Here is a 21,016-nt window from a genome sequence, read left to right on the forward strand (position 1 = left end):
CCCGCCGGCGACCGGCCCTCTCGTGATCGGTCACGGCTGGCCCTGGCTTTCCGCGGCCAGCAGCGGAGCCCACATCCGCCGCGCCAGCGCGCCGAAGCGGGTGCTCTCACCGGGCTCGCCCGCCGGAGCGGGCGCGGCCATGAGGTTCTCGAGCCGGGGCGCCGGACCCCAGACGTAGCGCAGGTGGCGGTCGGTGTGATCGCCGAAGGGCCCGGGACCGTTGGGGCCGCCGTTGAATTCGCGTTCCGCCGCGGCGATCGCGTCGTCGGTGCCCGCGCCGCGGAAACGGCGCTCGGCGTAGATCGCGCTGGCGGTGGGCGCGACGGGCAGCGGTTCGGTCAGGCCCGCGTCGCGCAACGCGACGAGTTCGCGCAGGATCTGCCCGGCCACCGCCACGTCGGGCGCGGTGAGCTCACAACGCCAGGTGGGGCGGCCGAATTGGCCGCGACCGGTGCTCACCGCCCGCCAGGAGCGGTCCTCGGTGACGGTCAGCGCCAGCAGCGAGACCCATGCTCCGATGCGGTGTTTGGGAGCCAGCCGGGAAAAGGTGGTGCGAACCAGGGTTTCGCCGCGCACCTCGGGCACGGTGCCGGTGAGCCTGCGCCCGTTGCCGAGATCGACCGCGATGTCCACCGCGCGGACCTGGCCCGCGTAGTCCGCCTGCGCCGCGCGCACCAACCGGTCCACGGTGTGCTCGACCTCGTCGAGCACGGCGGCGCCGAACCCGAACGGCGGCAACGTGCCGCGCCGCCATTCCGCCGCCCGCAGCCCGGCCGGGTCCGCGCCGGTCAGGCGGGCGGTGAGCAAACGTTCGCCCAGCTCCCACTTGGCCAGGCCGTCGAGCTCGATGGGCAGCCGTTCGGCGATGTCCTCGTCGTGCTCGGGAACCCGCAGGCCCAGACGCTGCCACAGGAACGCGCGCACCGGATGCTCCACGAACGCGATCAGGTCGGTCAGCGCGACATCCGCCGCTTCCGCGGCGGGCAGCGGCGCGGCCAGGAAATCGGGACGCGGCCGCGCGGGCCCGTCGGCCGCGTACGCGCCGGCCAAGGCCACCGTGTCGAAGCTGAACGGCTGCTCGGCGCGGAAATTCCGGCGGTCGAACGACTGCAGCGGATGCCGCGTCACCACCGCGCGCATCGCCGCGGCGCCGACATGGACCCGCAGCGCGTCCAGCACTTCGGCGACCGGAATGGCGGGCGGCCGGTGCGCCCCGCTCACCGGATCGGCGCCGGTGTGGAACACCAGCAGCGTGTCCCGGGCCGCGAGGATCGCATCCAGCAGCAGTTGCCGGTCCTCGCTGCGCGCATCCCGTTCGCCCAGCAGGGGTTCGCGAGCGAGCACGTCGTCGCCGTCCGCGGCGCTCGCGCGCGGAAACACCTCGTCGTCCAGTCCGAGTAACACGACCACCCGGTGCGGCACCGACCGCATCGGCACCATCGTGCAGACGGTCAGCTCACCGGTGCGGAAGTTGGCCCTGGTGGGGCGCGCCGCCAGCCGTGAACGCAGCAGGACGCCCACATCGGTCAGCCGCAACGGCACCTCGCCCGCGTGCCCGGTGGCGGCGGCCAGTTCCTGCCTGGCCTCGGTGCGCACCCAGGCCTGCGCGTCGGGGACGTCGGTCAGCAGATCGAGCGCGCGGCCGAGCGCCGCCGCCCACTCGTGCGCGGGCCGGGGCCCGCGCAGGTCGCGCAGGCAGACCGCGAGCCGATCGATGAACTCCGCGAAGCGTCCGGCCAGGTCGACGTCGTTGCTGTCCACGTCGTCCAAGGGCAGCGCGAGATCCAGCCAGTCGTCGGAGGTCTCGCCCGCGGTGACGCCGAGCAGGATCCGGTCCACCGCGCTGTTGAGCGTGTTCTGCGCGAAATCGGCGAGCCCGAACGCCTGGCGCTGACGCTGCCCGATCCCCCACCGCGCGCCGGACTCGGCGGCCCATTCACGCAGCCGCTCGATGTCGTCGTCGTCGAATCCGCAACGCCGCCGGACGGTTTCGGCGGCGGCGAGATCGAGCACCTGAGTAACCGTCACCCGGCCGTCGGCCAGCTCGAGCAGTACCGCGATCACCGCGAGCAGCGGATTGGTCACCCCGCGCCCCCGGTCGGCCAGGCGCACCCGCAACCGGTGCGCCGGATGCTCCGCATCGGCTTGCGGCTCGGGCGATCCCGCGGTGCGCTGCCCGAACGCCGCGCGCACCAGCGGCGCGTACGCCTCCACCTCGGGGCACATGATCAGCACGTCACGCGGTTCCAGCGTCGGGTCGGCCGCGAACAGCCCGAGCAGGCATTCCCGCAGCACCTCCACCTGTCGCGCCGGGCCGTGACACGCGTGCACCTGTACGGTGCCGTCGGCGCCGACCGCCCCCGGCGCCGGCGGCCACCGATCGTCCCGGATACCCGCCTGCAGCGCCTTCAGCAACGTCGGAGGTGGAGCGGTCTCCGGCGCAAGGTCTTCGGATCGAGCCGCGGCAATCGGATGATAGGTGTCCGAGCCGTCGGCGGCGGGCGCGGCGAGCCGCTGCTGGAGTTCCCGGACGTCGCGGGCCAGTCCCGCCAGGAGCGGGTGCGCGACCGCCGTGGCGCTCACGTCCTCGGCGCGCGTACGGGCCACGGGCAGCTCCCGCAGGGCCGACCAGAGGACCGGGCTCGGATGGACGAGCCACAGATGCACGTCGCGGGCGGCGGCCAGCGCCGACAGCACGGCGAGTTGGTCGCTGGGCAATCTGGTCACACCGAACAGCGACAACCGCGGTGGCAGCGCGACCAGATCCGGCCGCGCGCGCAGCCGCGCGCAAGCGGCGTCGAGCCGTTCGGCCGGGCTCGGCTCCCCGATCTCGGCGCGCAGCCCGCGCCACAGCATCGGCTGCCAGAGCAGGTCCTCGGGCATCGCGGCGCCCGCGCCGTCGGTGTCCGAACCCGCCGCCCACTCGGTGATCAGCGTGGGCCGTTGGGCCGCATAGCTGTCGAACAGCGCGGCGATCTGGGCAGCGGTCCCGTAGCGCCGGCCGACGCGGTGCGCGGCGCCCGCGCTGTCCCGTGCGCCGAGGTGCCTGGCCAGCACCGCGCACCACGGCTCGGCCAGCGACGCATCGATCACCCGCAGCAGCGTCCACACCGCCCGCTCCTGCGCCCACGGATCCTGCGCGGGCAGCACGCCGCTCGCCGCGGCCAAGACCTCGCCGACCAGCGCGGCAGGCGAGGGAAAAGCGACATTGGCGCACACGCCGTCGGCCGAACCGTCCGCGCCGAGCACACCGGAGAGCGTCTGCGTCAGCCAGCGCTCCACGCCTTTCGCGGGCACCGCCACCACCTCGGCCGCGAACGGGTCTTCCTGCGGCTGGGCCAGCACTCCCGCCAGCGCCCGGGCGAGAACGTCGGCGCGCTCGGCACGGTGGATGTGCAGCGGCATCTGCGCCCTCTCGATCGATGGTGTCCGGGTGCGCTGGCCTCGGACTTCGTGCACGTTTATACGCCCAGCGACCGACGCGCAACTGCACCGCCCCACCCGGACGCCAGTGAAATAGACCACACGAGAACGGATTACTTCGCCGTGTCACGCGGGGACCGCCGCGGCCGTGTGCGACAGTGCTGCACCGGGGAGGTAAGAGTTTGCACCGGGGCGGAACGAGAGAGCTGCACCGAAAGGCTGGTTCGCGTTCATGGATGCGATGGTGATTCCCCTGGTCCCGAAAGGCGGATTCACGGTCCGCCGGGTCGGTGACCGCTGGGAGCTCGTCAACTCGCGCAACTACGGTCGCACCGTCGTTCTGCATTCCTGGCCCCGGGATCGGCACACCGAGGCGTTCGAGCACTGCTACCGGCTCAACGGACGCACCGTCGAGGAACTGCGCGCCGCCTTCCGCTGACGTGCCCCGGCCTGCGGCGTCGTGCGAAAACTTTTGCGCCGCAGGTGCCCGAAATGGGCGTTAGCACACCCCGCGGCCGAGCTCAAGACGTGCGTCCGGACCCGCGATGTGCGATCGTGGTCCCTCGTGCGTTATCCGTCCGCCGCCACCCGAACCGTTCCCCGTGTGGCCGCCTCCGCCTGTGTCCTCGCCGCCGTGGCGATCATCGCCCCGAGCCTGCCCGCCGCACTACCGATCGCGGGCGCCGCGCCGCTCGCGCACACCCAGGGGTGCCTGTCCGGTTTCGACTGCGATATGAGCAGCCGCATCGCGAAGGCCGACGCCTACCTCAACAGCCGTCCCGGGGTCACCGGCTACGTCCTGCGCGACCGGGTCTCGGGCGGGGTCTACGCCAACGCCAACGCCGAGAACGCGGTCTGGACCGCGTCCACGATCAAGCTCGCGATCGCCGCCGATCTGCTCAACCGGGCCCGGGTCGGCGCCATCTCGCTATCGCCGGAGGACCGCGGACTGCTGGAGGGGATGCTCGCGACCTCGAACGACGGCGCCGCCGATCTGCTGTGGACCAAATACTCGGGATTCGACCGGATGGCGTTCAACAACGCCTTCCGCGCCAACGGGATGTCCTCGCTGGTTCCGCAGCCCACCAACACCGCGCTGTTCCCGGACTGGTCGTTCCAGAAGTGCACCGCCGCCGACCTCGACCGGCTGATGGACCACATCCTCAACCACATGCATCCCGACGACCGCAACTACCTGGTCGACCGGATGCGCGCGGTGGACTCCAACCAGCACTGGGGCGTGTGGGGCGCGGGCGCGAGCATGCGTCCCGGACTGAAGAACGGCTGGTCGGCCGAACAGGGCGGCTGGGTGGTCAACTCGGTCGGTTTCGCGGGACCGGGCGAGCACTACACCTTGGCCATCATGAGTTCGCTGGGTGACGCGGGCGGCTACACCGAGGGCGCCGACACCGACACCAAGCTCGCGGAGATCCTGCTCGCCGGGCGCTGACGCGCCGCCTCAGGCGCCCGCGCGCCTGCGCAATGTCATCGGCGCACCGTCCCTGGGGAAAGGAATCGTGGTGAATCCCCAGGGCATCCGGTATTGCTCGGGGATCCGCCACTCGTATTCGCGCACCAGGGCGGCGGTCACCGTCTTCACCTCGAACGTGCCGAAGTGCATCCCGATGCACTTGTGCGCGCCCGCCCCGAACGGCATCCAGGCCAGGCGGTGCGACTTGTCCTCGTGCCGCTGCTCGCCGAACCGCTCCGGATCGAAGCGCTCGGGATGGGTCCACAGTTCCGGTAACAGGTGGTTCACCTGGTAGGCGAGGTCCACGGGGGCGCCCGCCGGAATGTAATGGCCCGCCACCTCGGTATCGCGCACCGCGCGGCGCGACAGTCCCGGAACCGGCGGCATCAGCCGCAGGCTCTCCCGGACCACCAGATCCAGGTCGCGCAGCGCCTCCAGGTCAGCGATGGCCGGGGGCGCGTCGCCGAGCCGTGCGTCCATGTCGAGCACCTCGGCGCGCACCCGCTGCTGCCAGTCCGGGTGCTTGCCCAAGTAGTAGGCGACGGCAGTGGCGGTCGTCGTCGTGGTGTCGTGCGCGGCCATGATCAGGAAGATCATGTGGTTCACCACGTCCGCGTCACCGAAGACGCCGCCGTCTTCGCTGCGGGCGTGACACAGCCCGGAGAAGAAGTCCGCCGATTCGGAGCGGCGCTTCTGCGGCACCATCGCGGTGAAGTAGTCCTCGAGCACCTTCCGGCCGCGCAGCCCGGCCCGCCAGTGTCCGCCCGGCACCGAGTGCCGGATGATCGCCAGCCCCGCGTGGGTGCAGTCGATGAACGCGTCGATCAGTTGCCTGCGCTGCGGGCCGACGTCGGCGGCCATGAAACTCTCCGCCGCGATGTCGAGGGTCAGCTCTTTGATCGTCGGATACAGCCGCACCGTGCGTTCGGCGTCGCGCTCGCGCGGCACCCAGTGGGCGATGCTCGCCCGCACCACCGGAGTCAGCCCGGCCAGGTGGGCTTCCAGCCGGTCCCTGGTGAACGCCTGCTGCATGATCCTGCGGTGGAATTTGTGCTCGTCGAACTCCAGCAGCAGCAGGCCGCGCCGGAAGAACGGGCCGATGAAGTAGTCCCAGCCCTGGCCGAAGTCGCGGCGCCGGTGCCCGAGCACTTCGTCGAGCGCGTCCGGTCCCGAGACCAGCACCCGGTCGACACCGAGCGAGCTGTTCAGCGAGACCGGTCCGTACCGGCGGTAGCGCTCCATCATCTCGGCCGGACCCCAGCGCATGTATTGCAGCGCCCGGCCCAGATAGGGCAGTCCGGCATCGCCGCGCACCGGGACCGTGGCGCTGCCCCGCGGCGGGGTCGCCAGCACTTGGCGTCGTTCCGGCAGCAGTCCCAGCGCCCGGTCGATCAGATGGCCGTGCGGTACCTCGATCAGCGCGATGTTCTCCGATTCGGCCTGCACGCTGGGCTTCCGGCCGACCGCACGGTCACCGGCGACCATGGCAATCCTCCCTGAGCGACAGTAACCATCGTAGGCTCTCGGCCGCGTTCGCTCGGCCGGTTCGTTCGCCCCGATCCTCCCCGCCTCGGCCCGTCGGCGGTGAGACTTCGCACCGCAACACGCCAGGAACGGGGATCTCGTCGTGACGGTGCCCGGCTCGGCGGCTACGGTTTAGCGTGTCAGGAATCGTTGCCGGGGACGACCCCCAAGGTCCATCGAGGAGCAGGACGATGAGTACTCAGACTGTCGAGAACGGCCGGCACCGGGTGGTGGTGATCGGTTCGGGCTTCGGCGGCCTGTTCGGCACCAAGCACCTCAAACGCGCCGATGTCGACGTCACGCTGATCTCGAAGACCTCGACCCACCTGTTCCAGCCGCTGCTCTACCAGGTCGCGACCGGCATCCTGTCGGTCGGCGAGATCGCGCCTGCCACCCGGCTGGTGCTGCGCAAGCAGAAGAACGCGCAGGTACTGATGGGCGAGGTCACCGACATCGACCTGGCCGCCAAGACGGTGACCTCACGCCTGCTCGACCAGGACACCGTCACCCGATTCGACAGCCTCATCGTCGCGACCGGTGCGCAGCAGTCCTATTTCGGCAACGACCGATTCGCCACCTACGCGCCCGGCATGAAGACGATCGATGACGCGCTCGAGTTGCGCGGCCGCATCCTCGGCGCGTTCGAGCAGGCCGAGCTGGCGACCACACAGGAGGAGCGCGACCGGCTGCTCACCTTCGTCGTGGTCGGCGCGGGACCGACCGGCGTCGAGCTGGCCGGGCAGATCGCCGAGCTGTCCGACCGCACCCTGGAGGGCACCTTCCACAACATCGATCCGCGCGACGCGCGGGTGGTGCTGATCGAGGGCGCGGGCGCGGTGCTCGGGCCGATGGGGCCGAAGCTCGGCGGCAAGGCCGAACGCCGCCTCGCGAAGATGGGCGTGGAGATCCAGCTCAACGCCATGGTGATCGACGTCGACGCGTTCGGCGTGACGGTGAAGGACTCCGACGGCACGATCCGCCGCATCGAGTCGGCGTGCAAGGTCTGGTCGGCAGGCGTGCAGGCCAGCCCGCTGGGCAAGATGATCGCCGACCAGTCCGGCGGCACCGAGGTCGACCGCGCGGGCCGGGTCGTGGTCGAACCGGACCTGACCGTCAAGGGCCACCCGAACGTCTTCGTGGTCGGCGACCTGATGTCGGTGCCGAACGTGCCAGGCCAGGCCCAGGGCGCCATCCAGGGCGCGACCTACGCCGCCCGGCAGATCAAGGCCGGACTCAAAGGCCAGGCGCCGCAGGAGCGCAAGCCGTTCAAGTACTTCAACAAGGGCAGCATGGCCACGATCTCGCGGTTCAGCGCCGTGTGCCAGGTGGGCAAGCTGGAATTCGGCGGGTTCATCGCGTGGCTGGCCTGGCTCGCGCTGCATCTGTACTACCTCGTCGGTTACCGCAGCCGGATCGTCACCGTCATCCAGTGGTTCGTCACCTTCCTCGGTCGCAGCCGGGGGCAGATGGCGGCCACCGAGCAGTGGGTGTTCGCCCGACTAGCCCTGGAGGCCATCAGCAACGGCGACGACGAAGACGCCGAAGAGTTGGCCGCCGCCCTCGGCGGCTCGACCAACAGCAGGGTCGCCGTGGACAAGGCGCACACCGACGCCAAGGCCGGCTGATCGGTGTCGTAGCGGGCCCGACCAATCCAGGTCGCCGACAGATCCGAATGTGGGGCGTCGACGTCTCCTTCCGGATGAGAGGTGATCTATGGGCACAGGCAAGCACCGAGCACCCGAATCGAACCGACCGAGGGTGGGTTCGATCGTCGCGGCGGGGACGGTTCCGCTGATCCTCGCGTTGGTGGGGACCGGTACCGCGAACGCCGAGCCCGATCGGTCCGTACCGGTGATCCGGTTCGACTTCGGCGCCCTGAGCGACGCGGCTGCCCAGTGGCCCGGCGCCGAGGCGCCGAACGTGCGCCCGTACGAGGGTGTGCGGATCCCGGACGACACGCTGAGTTCGTTGCAGTGGGCACGTCCGTTGCCGGCCCACGAGTACCTGGCCCCATTGGTAGGGCTGCACGCGCCCGCCCCGGTCGCCCCGGTGCCGCCGATCGCACCGCCCGCCGGGAAATTGCGCTTCGGTGACGTGCAGGTCGACGCACCGGAGTGGCTCTACCGGGAGCAAGCGATCCAGATCAACGACAGCGCCGCGATGGCCGAGGCCGATATGGCGACATTCCTCGACTCGATCGGGATGGAGCGCACCAGGTCCGACCGCGTCGCGAGCCAGACCATGGGCGCCGCCGCGATCGGCGCGGCGGCGGGCTTCGTGTTCGCGAGCCCGTTCGCGTTGATCGGGGCGGCCGTGGGCGGAGGTCTCGGCCTGGCCATCGGTCTGCCGTTCGCGCCGATCGGTCTCGCCGCGGGCCCGATCGGGGCCGCCTACGGCGCGGCCCTGATGGCCGCCCCGCTGTCCGCCATCGGTGCGGGCATCGGAGCGGGACTCGGTGCGGTGCACGCCCTCAGCGCGCCTCCGCGGGCGCTCAGCGCGCCGGAGTCGGTCGCCCCTGGCCAGAAGGCCACCGAACCGGCGCCGGAGGGCACGGACACGGCTGCGGAGGCCGCCGAGGCGGCCGACGGCTGATCGGATGCCACTGTCCAGGAGCAAGCCGGAAGGTGGGAGTTCGACGACGCTGTCGGGCTCCCACTTTTTCTATCTCCAGGTCTCGGCCTGATCACACCTGTTCTGGACGATGTCGGTATGCGGCACAGGACCGTTCGTCACCGCTCCCGGTACGTGGCGCCCTTCGCGCCGAAACTCGATTCATCTCACCCCGAAATGCTCAGCAGCGTCCCGGTGCGGGTGAACAAACTGCCACCCCCCGCAAGGGGCAGCCGGGTCTGCGTCAATCCGGTTGTCGTCGCGGCGCATTCGTCCGGATAGACGAGTTCGCTCTCCAGGGCACGAGGGGCGGCCAGCGCATCATCGGCCGGAGTGCCCGCGCCCAAGGCCAGCCGATGACGCAGCAGGGGCATGTCGTCGACGTCGGCGATCAGGTCTCCCCGCCACTCACCGCCGTTCTCGCCCGCGCGACCGACCTGGACGCGCTCGCGCATGCGCAGCCGGGCACCGGAAGCCAGCCGGATCGTGGTGACCGTGTGATGTCGCGCGCCGCCTGCCACGACCATCGGTTCGGGATCGAAATCCAGCGTGGCCCCGCTCCCGACCTCGAGGTGCCAGCGCCCGAACGACAGGGGCGTCGCCGCGCCCGGCAGGGCTAGCGTCGCCGCGACCGAGCGCACCACCAGTTCGGCGCCCGGCGCGACGGCGATCACGATGTCGAGCTCGTCACCGCCCAACGGCGTCGCCGCGGTACCGATCAGGTGCACCGTGTTCGGACCGGTGCGGCGGGCCGACAATCCGCCGCTCGCATGGACCTCCGGAAGCGCCGACGTGGTCGCGACTATGCGTAACTCCGTGCGCAACAGTGGATCTCAGTGCGCGGCGGCGGACTCGTCGGCGTTCGCCCGGTCCTGCTCGGCGACCGTGCGCAACTGCTCGCGCACCCAGGCCAGCACCGGCGTCGCCGCCGGGTCCTCGGTGAGCGAGACCAGCACGGTCGGGCGGTTCGCACGCACCCGCGCCGCGTCCCGCTCCATCACGCCGAGGTCCGCGCCGACCAGCGGCGCCAGATCGGTCTTGTTCACCACCAGCAGATCGGAGAAGGTCACCCCGGGTCCGCCTTTGCGCGGCACCTTGTCACCGCCCGCCACGTCGACCACGAAGATCTGGACATCGATCAGGCCGGAGGAGAAGGTCGCGGTGAGATTGTCGCCGCCGGATTCGACCAGGATCAGATCCAGCGGCGGGTTGGCCGCCACCAGATCGTCGATGGCGTCGAGGTTGGCGGTGATGTCGTCGCGGATGGCGGTGTGCGGGCAGCCTCCGGTCTGCACGGCGGTGATCCGCTCGTCCGGCAGGACCGCGTGCCTGCGCAGGAAATCGGCGTCCTCGGTGGTGTAGATGTCGTTGGTCAGCACCGCCAGCGACAGCTCGTCGCGCAGTTGTCGGCACAGCGCGGCCACCAGGGCGGTCTTGCCCGAGCCGACCGGTCCGCCGATGCCGATGCGCAGCGCCTCCCCGGGCGTGCGGGTCCGTTTCGGCCGATCGTGACCGTGGTCGTGCGGCTCACCGTCGAGCAGGTGCGGGGGCATGGCGCGGTCTCCTTCTTCCGGGGCTTCAGCTCGCGAACAGGGGCATGTCACGCTGCCGATGACGCTCGGCGAGCACGTCCTGCAGCGGATCGGACATCGCGGCGAGACCGGTCGAGGCTTCCGCGGCGACCCGGTCGCACAGCTGTGCCAGCCGGATCGTGCACGCCGCGATCGCGGCGGGGTCCAAGGCCAGCAGACGCTGGGCCGCGGTGGCCGCGCCGGTGAGTGTCGTGTAGACGACCACGCCCGCGGTCTCCCGGGACGATACCGCGGCGGCCGCGCCGACCATTCCGAAGACCGAGGACAGATGCGGTGTGCGGCCGAGCGGTGACCAGTCGTGACACGGCCACAGCTGTCTGGCCAGGCGCAACAGTCCGCGGCCCTGCGCGCGGGACGCGGCACGTGCCGCGGGCGCGGGCGTGCGCGCGTCGGCTTCCGCCTCCGCCCGCGCCGGATCCAGTTCGCCCGCGCACACCGCCGCGGCGAGCGACGCGGCCACCAGCCCCGAGGTGCGGACCCGGCGACGCAGGTACAGCTCCACGGTCGCGACGTCGCGGACCAAGCCGGAGGCGACGGCTTCTTCCACGCCGCCGGAGTGCACGTGCCCGCCGATCGGCAGCCGCGAGTCGGCGAGCGCGAGCACCGTCGTGAGACCGGACACACCCGGACCGGTCGCAGCGGATTCACGCATCCGCCGATCCTATGTCCCGGCGCGTCGTCCGGGCGTCCGGACCTTGCCGCTCAGCGGCGGAAGGCGCGCTCCATTAATCGCTGGGCGTGTGTACGGGTCAGATCGGTCCACGCCTGGACCGGCGCCGACCACCACGGGGCGATTTCCCGTGGCTTGGCGGTCACCGCGTGGCAGACCAGATCGGCAGCCTCGCTCACGGTGAGCCCGGGGATACGGCTGAAGTCGGTGGGCGCGCTCATTCTGGTGTGCACGAGCGGCAGGTAAATCGAGGTGGTGGTGACGCCGTCGCGAGCCACCTCCGCCGCGACACTGCGCAACCAGACGTCGAAGGCGGACTTGGACGCGCCGTAGGCCGCCCAGCGCGGCGCGGGCGGCATCCGCACACCCCAGGTGGACATGTTCACGATGTGGCCGCGCCCACGAGCGCGCATGGCGGGCAGCAGCGTGAGCAGCAGGCGCACCGGACCCAGGTAGTTGACGTCGATGGTGCGGGTGAAATCGTGGAAACGGTCGTAGGACTCGTCGATCGGGCGGCGAATCGATTTGCCCGCGTTGTTGATCACCACGTCCAGGTGGCCGTGCTCGTCGAGGAGCTGACGGCCGAGGCGTTCGACCGCGTCCATATCGGTGAGATCGGTGGGATAGGTGTGCGCGACGCCGCCCGCGGCGGTGATCTCCGCGGCCAGCCGCTCGAGTTCGTCGCCGGAGCGGGCGACGAGCAGCACGGTCGCGCCCGCCGCGGCCAGCTTGCGCGCGCCGGCCTTGCCTATGCCGTGCGACGCACCGGTGACGAGCACGATCTTGCCGCCGACCGCGGCGCGCAACGCGTGCTCGCGCGGGCGCGACGTGGGATACAGCAGGCGCGTCGCCACCCGTTCGGCGAGGGGCCGCCCGTTGTCCGAGGCCCGGGTGTGGTTCACGAATTCGACTGTAGGCGCAGACCAGGGCGGCCACTCGCGGTTCGTGCGATCACTCCTCGCGCGACATCGCACGCACGAGCCGCGGCAGGTCCGGCCGGGCGAGACAGGCGGCGATGCCGAGGACGCCGCCGACGCGCCGAATCAGGCAGTCGCTGACGCGTCGCCGAGGGACATCTCCAGTGCGCCGAAACAAGCCGCCGAGATCAATGGTGAACCCGCTGGCCGGCGTCGCGTGCGGGGCGGTGAGTCCGCGGGCACGGGCTCGAGCATTTCTACTCACGCGCCGGCAGCGGCCATGTGTTCGAATGTGGGTAGTACACAAACTTTTTCGCCAGGGGTAGTCCCCGGCGCGCCAGCCGAGGGGGAACACCATGTCGACGCCCGACACGCAGGTCTCGGTCGCACAGTGGATCGCGCGCGGGATCGCGATCGCGGTGCTCGTTCCGATCCGGCTGCTGTGGGAGGGGATCGTCCTGCTGGGCCGCGTCACCGGAGCGGTCTTCGGGTTCGTCGCGCGGCGGCTGCTGGTTCCGGCAGCGGAACTGATCTGGCACTGGGTGCTGCGGCCGGTGTGGATCTTCGCGAAGGACTTCCTCTGGGGCTGGGTGGTGCAGCATCTGCTGTGGGGCTTGGTGCTCACGCCGCTGCTGTCGCTCCTGCTGGAGTACCTGCTGCGACCGCTGCGGCGCGCGGTGGAAGTCTTCCTGTGGCGCAGAGTGATTCGCCCGGTCGGAGCTTGGTTGCTGCGCTGGATCGTGTACCCCGTCGGGTACGCGATCGCCTGGGTGTGCCACCGCATCGTCAAGTGGCTGATCGTCTGGCCGCTGGCGCAGTTGTGGCGCTGGGTACTCCATCCGCTGTGGCGTGCGGTGCGTGCGACCGCGCGGTACGGGTGGCGGGTGGCCACCGTCATCGTGGGCGTGCTCGTCGTGGCGCCGTGCCGGGCGCTGTACCGCTACGTGCTGCGCCCAATGTTCGCCGCCGTCGCGGTCGTCTGGAACGCGCTGGTGGCGCGACCGGTGCGCTGGGTGCACCAGGCGATCGTCCGGCCGATGAACCGCTGGGCGGCCGAGGTCGTGGCGGCGGTGTTCGGCCGCTGACCCCGGCCGCGCGGCTCAGCGCGGGCCGGGCGAGGCGAAGCGCGCGATCAGCGCCATCGCCGCGAGCACCGTCGCGCCGACGGCCACCGCGACGTGCATGCCGTCGACGAAGGATCCGCGCGCCGCCTCGACCAGTGCCGCGTCTGCGCCGGACCGCTGGATGGTCTCGCCGAGCGTCGCCGCGTAGTCGCCGCCGGACCGGAAGATCAGCGCCGCGAGCGAGCCGAGCAGCGCCAGGCCCAGCGCGTTGCCCAGTTCGAAGCTGGTCTCCGAGATGCCCACCGCCGATCCGGCCCGCTCCGGCGGCACCGAGGCCACCGAGACCTCGGACACCAGGGTGAACGCGAGCCCGTAGCCGATACCCGCGATCGTGGACCCGGCCAGATACCACCAGAGTCCGTCGTGCGCGCCGACGCCGAGCAGCATCAGATTGCCCACCGCGGAGGCGAGCAAGGCGAACACGAATGTGGCGCGGGCGCCGAAACGATGTCCGACCCGTGCGCCGCCCATCGAGCAGACGAACACCGCGATCGCCATCGGAATGCCGAGCAGCGCCGCCGCCAACGGCGTGCGCCCGGTCACCGACTGCAGGTAGATGCTCGTCAGATAGCTCATACCGGCCAGCGACATCATCCCGGTAAGACTGGCGCCGATCGCCACGGAGAACTGGGGACGGGCGAACAACCGCAGGTCGAGCAGGGGTTCTTCGAGGTGTCGCTGTCTGCGGACGAACGCGGTCAGGATCACCGCGCCGATCAGCGCGATGACGACCGCCTGCGCGTCGATGCCCTCGGTGGCGGCGTGCTTGATGCCGTACACCACCGGCAGGATGCCGCCGATCGACAGGGCGACGCTCGGCAGGTCCAGCGGCCCGAGCACCCCGGCACGGTGTTCCGGCAGGACGAACGGGCCGAACGCGAGCAGGATCAGCAACACCGGAATGTTGATCAGGAACACCGAGCCCCACCAGAAGTGGTGCAACAGTATTCCCCCGATGATCGGCCCGACGGCCGAACCACCAGCGAAGAACGCCGTCCACACGCCGATCGCGGCGGCGCGCTCCCGCGCGTCGGGGAACAGGCTCGAAATCAGCGCCAGACTGGACGGCAGCAGCGTCGCGCCGCCGATGCCCATCAGCGCCCGCGCCGCGATCAGCACGCCCGCGCTGGGCGCGAACGCGGCGATCACCGACGCGATGCCGAAGACCGCGGCGCCCGCCAGCAGGATATTGCGCCGCCCGATCCGGTCGCCGAGATTGCCCATGGTGATCAGCAGGCCCGCGATCAGGAAGCCGTAGATGTCCAGAATCCACAACTGCTGGTCGGCCGACGGGTCCAGGTCGAGCGTCAGCGTCGGCAGCGCGAGGAACAGCACCGAGATGTCCATCGACACCAGCAGCACCGGCAACAGCAGGACCGCGAGGCCCAGCCAGGCGCGGCGCGAGCCCGTCGTGGACGGCGCGGTCCGCACCGGCTGCACGTCTGTCATCTCCGAAAGTCCTCTCGCTGGCGCGTACGTCGTACGCATGAGCCCGGGTACAGTGTACGCAACCCCGGCCGAGAACGGAAAGCAGGACATGGGATGACCGAGATCAAGCTGCACCGCGCCGCCATCGTCGACGCCGCGATCGAACTCGCCGATACCGAGGGCTTGGATGCGCTGTCCATGCGGCGCATCGCCGACCGGCTCGGGGTGGGCGCGATGTCGCTGTATCGCCACGTCGCGAACAAGGACGAACTGCTCGCGCTGATGACCGACGAAGTGGCCGGGCGCAACCCGTATCCCTCCCCCGAGGGACAGCAGTGGACGTGGCGCGAGCGGGTTCGCATCGCCGCCGAGGTCGACTGGGCTCTGTACCGGCAACATCCGTGGGTGCTGCTCACCTTCGCCACGCCCCGCTACAGCTTCGGGCCGCAGAGTCTGGCCTGCCTCGCCTGGTTGGTGGACGGTTTTCTGGAACTCGGCGTGTCCACCCGCGAGGCGACCGGCATGGCCTTCACCGTGTGGAACTACATCTCCGGCGCCACGCTGCCGGAGATCAGCGCCGAACTGATGGCGCGCAAAGGCATGGATCCCGGCGGCGACAACGCGCTGCGGACGCTGCTGAACGGCGCGGCAGCGGGACCGGTCCCGCCCGCGCTGGCCGATCTCGCGGGCAGCGGGGTGAGCGATCTGACCCAGAAGGAATTGCTCTACGACGGGCTCGACGCGCTGTGCGACGGATTCGCGGCGCGAGCCCTACGGCGCGACCGATTGACCTCGACCTGACTCGAGGTTGCAGGCTGGTCGGCGACCGCCCACGACAGGAGTTACCGTGCACGCCATTCGCCTCCACGCCTTCGGCCCGGCCGAGAACTTGCGCTACGAATCCGTTCCCGATCCCGTGCCCGGCCCCGGCCAGGTGCGTATCGCGGTGGCGGCGGCCGGTGTGCATCTGATCGATACGGCGCTGCGCCGGGGCGACGCCGGCCCGTTTCCGGTGCCGGAACTGCCGACCATCCCCGGCCGCGAAGTCGCCGGCACCGTCGACCGCGTCGGCGCCGACGTGGCGCCGAGCCTGCTCGGCGCACGCGTGGTCGCCCATCTCGGCGCAGTGCCCGGCGGTTACGCCGAACTGGCCGTGACGGACGCGGCCCGGCTGCACGAGATCCCGGCGAACCTGGACGCGGCGGAGGCGGTGGCGATGATCGGCACCGGGCGCACGACGATGGGAATTCTTCAGTTCACCGAGTTGCAGCCCGGCAGCGTCGTCCTGGTGACGGCCGCGGCGGGCGGCATCGGCACCCTGGTGGTGCAATACGCGAAGAACGCCGGAGCGACGGTGATCGGGTTGGCCGGTGGCCCCGCGAAAGTCGATCAGGTCCGGCGCAACGGCGCCGACCTGGCGGTGGACTATCTGGCGCCGGACTGGCCGGACCGGGTTCGTGCGCGCATCGGCGAGCACGGGGCGAACGTGCTGTTCGATTCCGTGGGCGGCGCGGTCGCCCGCACCGGCATAGATCTGCTCGCACCGGGCGGGCAGCACCTGGTCTACGGCTGGTCCGGCAAGTCGGAGCAGGACGGCCGGGTGCGGCTTTCGGCCGACGCTCTGGCCGCACGCGGTATCACCTCCGAGATGGTGATCGGCCCACCGATGCTGGCGCGCGTCGGCGGCGATCTGCGCGTCCTCGAGGACCGCGCCATGGCCGAGGCGGCCGCGGGCCGGCTGCGCCCCGCGGTCCATCGCTTCACGCTCGCCGAGGCGGCCGCCGCGCATCGCGCGCTGGAAACCCGCGCGACGACCGGCAAGGTGGTGCTGACGCCCTAGCCGAAGCGGTTCACTCGTCGATCTCGCCGTTGACCACCGCGTAGGCGAAGCCGTCCCACCCTTTGCTGCCGACGGTCTGAACCACCGTCGCGTCCAGGCTCGGTTCGGCGGTGAGCAACTCGACCAGCTCGCGACTGGCCTGTGCGTTCGGATCCTCGGAATGCTCCTCGGCGATCGCACCGCCGCGGACCACGTTGTCGACGATGATCACCGAGCCCGGCCGGGTCAGCCGCAGTGCCCACAGCACGTAGTTCGAGTTGTTGACCTTGTCCGCGTCGATGAACACCAGGTCGAACGGGTCGGGATCCTCCTCGGCGAGCACCGGCAGGCTGTCCAGGGCGGCGCCCACCCGGATCTCCACCCGATCGCCGACACCGGCCCGTTCCAGGTTCGCCCGCGCCACCTCGGCGTGCTGCGCGGCGAACTCGAGCGTCACCACGCGTCCCTTCTCCCCGACCGCACGGGCGAGCCAGATCGTGCTGTACCCGCCGAGTGTGCCGATCTCCAGCACCCGTCGTGCTCCGACCGTCCGGGCCAGCAGATGGAGGAACTTTCCCTGCGGCGCCGACACGTCGATCGCGGGCAGGCCCGCCGCCTTGTTCGCCTCCAGCGCGGCTTCCGAAGCCGGATCCACCACCAGCGTTTCCACGAGGTAGCGGTCTACGTCGGCCCATCCAGGTGTCGTCATACGTCGAAGTCTGCCACTCGATTCCACCCGCGGGATCGGCTTCGGCGAGTAGCGTGCGGCACAAAGAGACGTGCATGTCCCGCGATCGCGCCGAGAAACGGACGGACAGGACCCGACATGACGAATCTTGCGCGAGCCATGGCCGTCGCCGCCTGCCTGGTCGCCTCGGGTTCCACCGCGCCTGCGCACGCCGCGCCGACCGACGGCGGGGCCGAATACGTCGCTCTCGGCGATTCCGGCGCGGCCACTACGGGCGTGCGCAATTTCGACACTTCGGCCCCACCGCGGTGCCTGCGCTCGACCGCCAACACGCCGAAGCTGATCGCCCGGGACCTCGGGCTGCGGCTCGACGACCGCACCTGCAACTCGGCGCGCATCCCGGACCTCACCGCTGCCCAGCAACCGGGCATCCCGCCCCAGTTCGACGCGCTCGGCCCCGGCACCAGACTGGTTACGGTGCACATCGGCGCCAACGACGCCTTGATGGCCGAGCACGTCGTCGGCTGCCACGTATCGGGCCTGGTCGGAGTCGGTGTGTGCGCCGGTCCGGACTGGGACACCGCCATCGACGCGATCGCTGTGTCATATGCGACCGCGCTGCAACAGATCTCCGCGCGGGCACCGCAGGCGAAGATCGTGGTCGACGGCTGGCCGCTCTATGTGCGCGACGGCGGCTGTCCCGAGCTGGTCGGTCTTCGACCGCCCGACGCCGCGCGCATCCAAGCCGCCTTCGACCGTCTCAACACCGTGGTAGCCCGCGTCGCCACGGCGCAGGGCGTGGTCTACGTCGACACCCGCGCGGCCTCGGAAGGCCGAGACGCGTGCGCGCCCGTCGGCATCCGCTGGATCGACCCGGTCATCGCCACCGAGACACTCATCCCCTACCACCTCACCCCGCAGGGCATGCGCGGCGTCGCCGACGTGGTCCTCCCGGCGATCCGCGCCGCCGGACTGCCCGGCTGAGCCGTTCGCCTGCTCCGACGGACCCGCCCCGGACTCGGGCGGAGTCCGGGGCGGGTCGGCGTGGTGTTACTTCGAGAAGTTCTCCGGCGGCTGCCAAGGACGGCCGTGCGGGTCGTCCGGTCGCTGGGCCGGGGGTTGCTGCGGCGGCTGTTGTTCTTGCGGCGGCTGCTGTGCCGGGAAAGCCTCCTGCGGAGGGATGACCGGCTGGTGCGGCGAGGGCTCGAAGCCCTGCGGAGGCGGTGTCGGAGTCAGCCCCTCGACCGGAGTCCGCGCCGTCGCCTCGGCGGCGCGCACGGCCCGCTCGATGGTCGGGTCGGGCGCGGTGTCGAACCAGTCCGCGACATCCGAGTCGTCCTCGGGCTTGATTTCCGCGCCGTCGGAGGCGGGCGGTTCGTACCGGAACACGCCGTCCTCGCCCTGACTGCCGAAGCTCTTGGCGAACCCTTCCAGCGCTTTGCCGAAATCGCTGGGCACCAACCACACCTTGTTGGCGTCCCCGCGCGCGACCATGGGCAGTGTCTGCATGTATTGATAGGCAAGCAATTCCGGCGTGGGCTTGCCGGATTTGATGGCCGCGAAGACCTTCTCGATGGCCTTGGCCTGGCCCTGCGCCTGCAGATAGGAGGCAGCGCGCTCACCCTGCGCCCGCAGAATGCGGCTCTGCCGTTCACCTTCGGCAGCCAGGATCGCCGACTGCTTGGCGCCCTCGGCGGACAGGATCTGCGCCTGTTTCGAACCCTCGGCCGTCTTGATCGCCGATTCGCGCTGGCCCTCCGCGGTGAGGATCATGGCGCGCTTCTCGCGGTCGGCCTTCATCTGCTTCTCCATCGACTCCTGGATCGACGGCGGCGGATCGATGCTCTTCAGCTCGACCCGCGCGACGCGCAGACCCCAGCGCCCGGTCGCCTCGTCCAGCACGCCGCGCAGCTGGCCGTTGATCGCGTCGCGGGAGGTGAGGGTCTGCTCGAGCGTCATGCCGCCGACCACGTTGCGCAGCGTGGTCACGGTCAGTTGCTCGACGGCGGCGATGTAGTTGCTGATCTCGTACACCGCCGCCTGCGGGCTGGTCACCTGGAAATACACCACGGTATCGATGTGCAGGGTCAGATTGTCCTCGGTGATCACCGGCTGCGGCGGGAACGACACCACCCGCTCCCGCAGATCCACCTTGGCCCGGACCCGGTCGGCGAACGGCACCAGGAACGTGAGCTGGCCGGATACGGTACGCGAATACCGGCCCAGCCGCTCGATCACCGCGGCCTCGGCCTGCGGCACCAGCGCGATCGACTTGAAGACCACCACCACGACCAGCAAGACGAGGACGGCGGCAACGATCAGTACAGCCATCAAGGCCCCTTCCAGACGACGGCGGTCGCGCCGTCGATCTTCATGACATACACGGTCGTACCCGGTTCATACACTTCGGTCGTGTCCATCGGCCGCGCCGTCCACACCTCCCCGCCCAGCTTCACCTGGCCGGAATGCGCCGCGACCTGTTCGAGCACCAGAGCGGTCTTCCCCGGCAAGGCGTCCACATTCGTCGGCGTGGGCGGCGGAGTTCCGAAGCGGCGCCGGATGATCGGGCGTACGCCGAGGAACAACACCGCCGACATCACCGCGAAGACGATGGCGTCCACCACCAGCGACGTACCCGCCGCCGCGCTGACACCCGCCGTGCCCAGCGCCGCGACACCCAGCATCAGCAGGGTGAAGTCGCCGGTGAGCATCTCCGCCGCCGCGAGCAGAATGCCCGCGACCAGCCAAAAAATTGCGGCCACACGACCACTGTAGTGCTCCGGTCATGATCTGGGGCGCGACCTTCGCGAGTACTCCGGATGAATTCCGGGCGCGGGCGTGCGGTGACCCGGGTGCGCCGAAAGCCGCAGCGGCGGTGCTAGCTTCAGGCAGGTGAGCGGGCGTGACAGGTATGACGACATCTTCTCCGGACATCCTCGATCGAAGAACAGGACGGTGCCGACGGTCAGCGCGGAACGCGATCTGGTCGTCGAGGACGCCGCCACCGGATTCTGCGGCGCGGTGGTCGGATTCGAGCGCAGCTACGACGGCGAGTTCGTGAAATTGGAGGACGCCCGCGGCGCGGTGCGTCTGTTCGCACTACGCGAGGCCGCGTTCCTCATCGACGGTGCGCCGGTGACGCTGGTACGGCCGTCGGCCGCCCCGCCGAAGACGCCGCACCGCTCCGCCTCCGGCTCCACCAGGGTCGAGGGGCTGCGCGCCCGGGTCGCCCGCGGCAGCCGGATCTGGGTGGAGGGCGTCCACGACGCCGCCTTGGTCGAGCGGGTGTGGGGCCACGATCTGCGGGTCGAGGGCGTGGTGGTGGAGCAGCTCGAAGGTTTGGACAATCTGGCCGCACGGCTGGGCGAATTCGAGCCCGGCCCGGGCAGGCGGGTCGGCGTGCTGGTCGACCATCTGGTGACCGGATCGAAGGAGACCCAACTGACCACCGGACTCGGGCCGCACGTCCTGGTGACCGGGCACCCCTTCGTCGACGTGTGGCAGGCCGTGCGCCCGGCGACGGTCGGCATCACGCAGTGGCCGCAGGTGCCGCGCGAGGAGGACTGGAAGACCGGCGTCTGCGCACGCCTGCGCTGGGGTACGCCGCAGGACGGCTGGCGGCGGGTGTACGGCGCGGTGACCTCCTTCCGCGATCTGGAGGCTCCACTCATCGGCGCCGTCGAGCGCCTGATCGATTTCGTCACCGAACCGGATTAGGCGTACCTCCGCCTTCGCTCCGGCCATGCGCGG

19 protein-coding genes are annotated in these 21,016 nt (G+C 70.6%); 9 read left to right on the plus strand and 10 right to left on the minus strand.

Annotated features, from left to right (window positions below):
* Positions 1-30 precede the first annotated feature (30 nt).
* Positions 31-3,405, minus strand: a complete 3,375-nt coding sequence (gene recC, locus ON19_RS17560) for an exodeoxyribonuclease V subunit gamma (protein ID WP_043693409.1) — start codon at positions 3,403-3,405, stop codon at positions 31-33.
* Between the two features lie 259 nt (positions 3,406-3,664).
* Between recC and ON19_RS17565 the strand changes: the two genes are divergently transcribed.
* Complete coding sequence (locus tag ON19_RS17565; protein WP_227954703.1) at positions 3,665-3,862, plus strand: hypothetical protein; 198 nt, start codon at positions 3,665-3,667, stop codon at positions 3,860-3,862.
* A 165-nt stretch (positions 3,863-4,027) separates the two neighbouring features.
* Entirely contained in the window at positions 4,028-4,873 is an 846-nt protein-coding gene (locus ON19_RS17570; RefSeq protein ID WP_051169010.1) for a serine hydrolase, read from the plus strand.
* A gap of 9 nt (positions 4,874-4,882) precedes the next feature.
* On the opposite strand, the gene ON19_RS17575 is transcribed toward ON19_RS17570, so the two are convergent.
* Positions 4,883-6,379 carry a cytochrome P450 gene (locus ON19_RS17575; protein ID WP_051169004.1) on the minus strand — a complete coding sequence of 499 codons (1,497 nt, stop codon included), beginning with the start codon at positions 6,377-6,379 and terminating at the stop codon, positions 4,883-4,885.
* A gap of 230 nt (positions 6,380-6,609) precedes the next feature.
* Here ON19_RS17575 and ON19_RS17580 point away from each other — a divergent pair, with 230 nt between their 5' ends.
* Positions 6,610-8,043 carry an NAD(P)/FAD-dependent oxidoreductase gene (locus ON19_RS17580; protein ID WP_051169005.1) on the plus strand — a complete coding sequence of 478 codons (1,434 nt, stop codon included), beginning with the start codon at positions 6,610-6,612 and terminating at the stop codon, positions 8,041-8,043.
* Positions 8,044-8,176: 133 nt separating this feature from the next.
* Positions 8,177-9,010, plus strand: coding sequence for a hypothetical protein (locus tag ON19_RS17585; protein WP_063709455.1), 834 nt, complete (start codon positions 8,177-8,179; stop codon positions 9,008-9,010).
* Between the two features lie 185 nt (positions 9,011-9,195).
* On the opposite strand, the gene ON19_RS17590 is transcribed toward ON19_RS17585, so the two are convergent.
* The 4 genes from ON19_RS17590 to ON19_RS17605 all read right to left on the minus strand — a co-directional run bounded on the left by ON19_RS17590 (position 9,196) and on the right by ON19_RS17605 (position 12,192).
* Positions 9,196-9,852 (minus strand): urease accessory protein UreD, encoded by a 657-nt coding sequence (locus ON19_RS17590; RefSeq protein WP_043693417.1) that lies wholly within the window; start codon positions 9,850-9,852, stop codon positions 9,196-9,198.
* 9 nt (positions 9,853-9,861) lie between these two features.
* Positions 9,862-10,581 (minus strand): urease accessory protein UreG, encoded by a 720-nt coding sequence (gene ureG, locus ON19_RS17595; RefSeq protein ID WP_043693420.1) that lies wholly within the window; start codon positions 10,579-10,581, stop codon positions 9,862-9,864.
* Between the two features lie 25 nt (positions 10,582-10,606).
* Complete coding sequence (locus ON19_RS17600; RefSeq protein ID WP_043693521.1) at positions 10,607-11,242, minus strand: urease accessory protein UreF; 636 nt, start codon at positions 11,240-11,242, stop codon at positions 10,607-10,609.
* 80 nt (positions 11,243-11,322) lie between these two features.
* Positions 11,323-12,192: an SDR family NAD(P)-dependent oxidoreductase gene (locus tag ON19_RS17605; protein WP_372478684.1), complete on the minus strand. Its 870-nt coding sequence runs from the start codon at positions 12,190-12,192 to the stop codon at positions 11,323-11,325.
* A 371-nt stretch (positions 12,193-12,563) separates the two neighbouring features.
* On the opposite strand from ON19_RS17605, the gene ON19_RS17610 reads away from it, so the two are divergent.
* Positions 12,564-13,292 (plus strand): hypothetical protein, encoded by a 729-nt coding sequence (locus ON19_RS17610; protein ID WP_043693422.1) that lies wholly within the window; start codon positions 12,564-12,566, stop codon positions 13,290-13,292.
* 15 nt (positions 13,293-13,307) lie between these two features.
* Here ON19_RS17610 and ON19_RS17615 read toward each other — a convergent pair whose 3' ends face one another.
* Positions 13,308-14,780 (minus strand): MFS transporter, encoded by a 1,473-nt coding sequence (locus ON19_RS17615; RefSeq protein WP_043693425.1) that lies wholly within the window; start codon positions 14,778-14,780, stop codon positions 13,308-13,310.
* A gap of 93 nt (positions 14,781-14,873) precedes the next feature.
* On the opposite strand from ON19_RS17615, the gene ON19_RS17620 reads away from it, so the two are divergent.
* Together ON19_RS17620 and ON19_RS17625 are read left to right on the plus strand one after the other, a co-directional pair.
* Positions 14,874-15,560, plus strand: a complete 687-nt coding sequence (locus ON19_RS17620; RefSeq protein WP_043693428.1) for a TetR/AcrR family transcriptional regulator — start codon at positions 14,874-14,876, stop codon at positions 15,558-15,560.
* Positions 15,561-15,606: 46 nt separating this feature from the next.
* Positions 15,607-16,599, plus strand: a complete 993-nt coding sequence (locus tag ON19_RS17625; RefSeq protein ID WP_043693431.1) for a zinc-binding dehydrogenase — start codon at positions 15,607-15,609, stop codon at positions 16,597-16,599.
* A gap of 10 nt (positions 16,600-16,609) precedes the next feature.
* Here the strand turns inward: ON19_RS17625 and ON19_RS17630 are convergent, their stop codons facing one another.
* Positions 16,610-17,287 (minus strand): O-methyltransferase, encoded by a 678-nt coding sequence (locus ON19_RS17630; protein ID WP_043693434.1) that lies wholly within the window; start codon positions 17,285-17,287, stop codon positions 16,610-16,612.
* A gap of 117 nt (positions 17,288-17,404) precedes the next feature.
* On the opposite strand from ON19_RS17630, the gene ON19_RS17635 reads away from it, so the two are divergent.
* Entirely contained in the window at positions 17,405-18,250 is an 846-nt protein-coding gene (locus ON19_RS17635; protein ID WP_043693437.1) for an SGNH/GDSL hydrolase family protein, read from the plus strand.
* 66 nt (positions 18,251-18,316) lie between these two features.
* Here ON19_RS17635 and ON19_RS17640 read toward each other — a convergent pair whose 3' ends face one another.
* Both ON19_RS17640 and ON19_RS17645 read right to left on the minus strand, forming a co-directional pair.
* Complete coding sequence (locus tag ON19_RS17640) at positions 18,317-19,597, minus strand: SPFH domain-containing protein (protein WP_043693440.1); 1,281 nt, start codon at positions 19,595-19,597, stop codon at positions 18,317-18,319.
* Positions 19,597-20,028, minus strand: a complete 432-nt coding sequence (locus tag ON19_RS17645) for an NfeD family protein (protein WP_043693442.1) — start codon at positions 20,026-20,028, stop codon at positions 19,597-19,599. Before ON19_RS17645 ends, ON19_RS17640 begins: the two co-directional genes overlap by 1 nt.
* 130 nt (positions 20,029-20,158) lie before the next feature.
* Between ON19_RS17645 and ON19_RS17650 the strand changes: the two genes are divergently transcribed.
* The gene (locus ON19_RS17650) at positions 20,159-20,983 is read left to right on the plus strand and encodes a DUF3097 domain-containing protein (RefSeq protein WP_043693445.1); all 825 of its coding nucleotides are present in this window, start codon (positions 20,159-20,161) and stop codon (positions 20,981-20,983) included.
* Positions 20,984-21,016 lie beyond the last annotated feature (33 nt).

The organism is Nocardia abscessus NBRC 100374 (genome assembly GCF_000308455.1).
GTDB classification, from domain to species: domain Bacteria; phylum Actinomycetota; class Actinomycetes; order Mycobacteriales; family Mycobacteriaceae; genus Nocardia; species Nocardia abscessus.

Coding starts and splice junctions, on each gene's coding strand:
- ON19_RS17635 (WP_043693437.1), top strand. CDS start 17,405: ATGACGAATCTTGCGCGAGCCATGGCCGTCGCCGCCTGCCTGGTCGCC.
- ON19_RS17630 (WP_043693434.1), bottom strand. CDS start 17,287: ATGACGACACCTGGATGGGCCGACGTAGACCGCTACCTCGTGGAAACG.
- ON19_RS17640 (WP_043693440.1), bottom strand. CDS start 19,597: ATGGCTGTACTGATCGTTGCCGCCGTCCTCGTCTTGCTGGTCGTGGTG.
- ureG (WP_043693420.1), bottom strand. CDS start 10,581: ATGCCCCCGCACCTGCTCGACGGTGAGCCGCACGACCACGGTCACGAT.
- ON19_RS17620 (WP_043693428.1), top strand. CDS start 14,874: ATGACCGAGATCAAGCTGCACCGCGCCGCCATCGTCGACGCCGCGATC.
- ON19_RS17565 (WP_227954703.1), top strand. CDS start 3,665: ATGGTGATTCCCCTGGTCCCGAAAGGCGGATTCACGGTCCGCCGGGTC.
- ON19_RS17615 (WP_043693425.1), bottom strand. CDS start 14,780: ATGACAGACGTGCAGCCGGTGCGGACCGCGCCGTCCACGACGGGCTCG.
- recC (WP_043693409.1), bottom strand. CDS start 3,405: ATGCCGCTGCACATCCACCGTGCCGAGCGCGCCGACGTTCTCGCCCGG.
- ON19_RS17610 (WP_043693422.1), top strand. CDS start 12,564: ATGTCGACGCCCGACACGCAGGTCTCGGTCGCACAGTGGATCGCGCGC.
- ON19_RS17575 (WP_051169004.1), bottom strand. CDS start 6,379: ATGGTCGCCGGTGACCGTGCGGTCGGCCGGAAGCCCAGCGTGCAGGCC.
- ON19_RS17580 (WP_051169005.1), top strand. CDS start 6,610: ATGAGTACTCAGACTGTCGAGAACGGCCGGCACCGGGTGGTGGTGATC.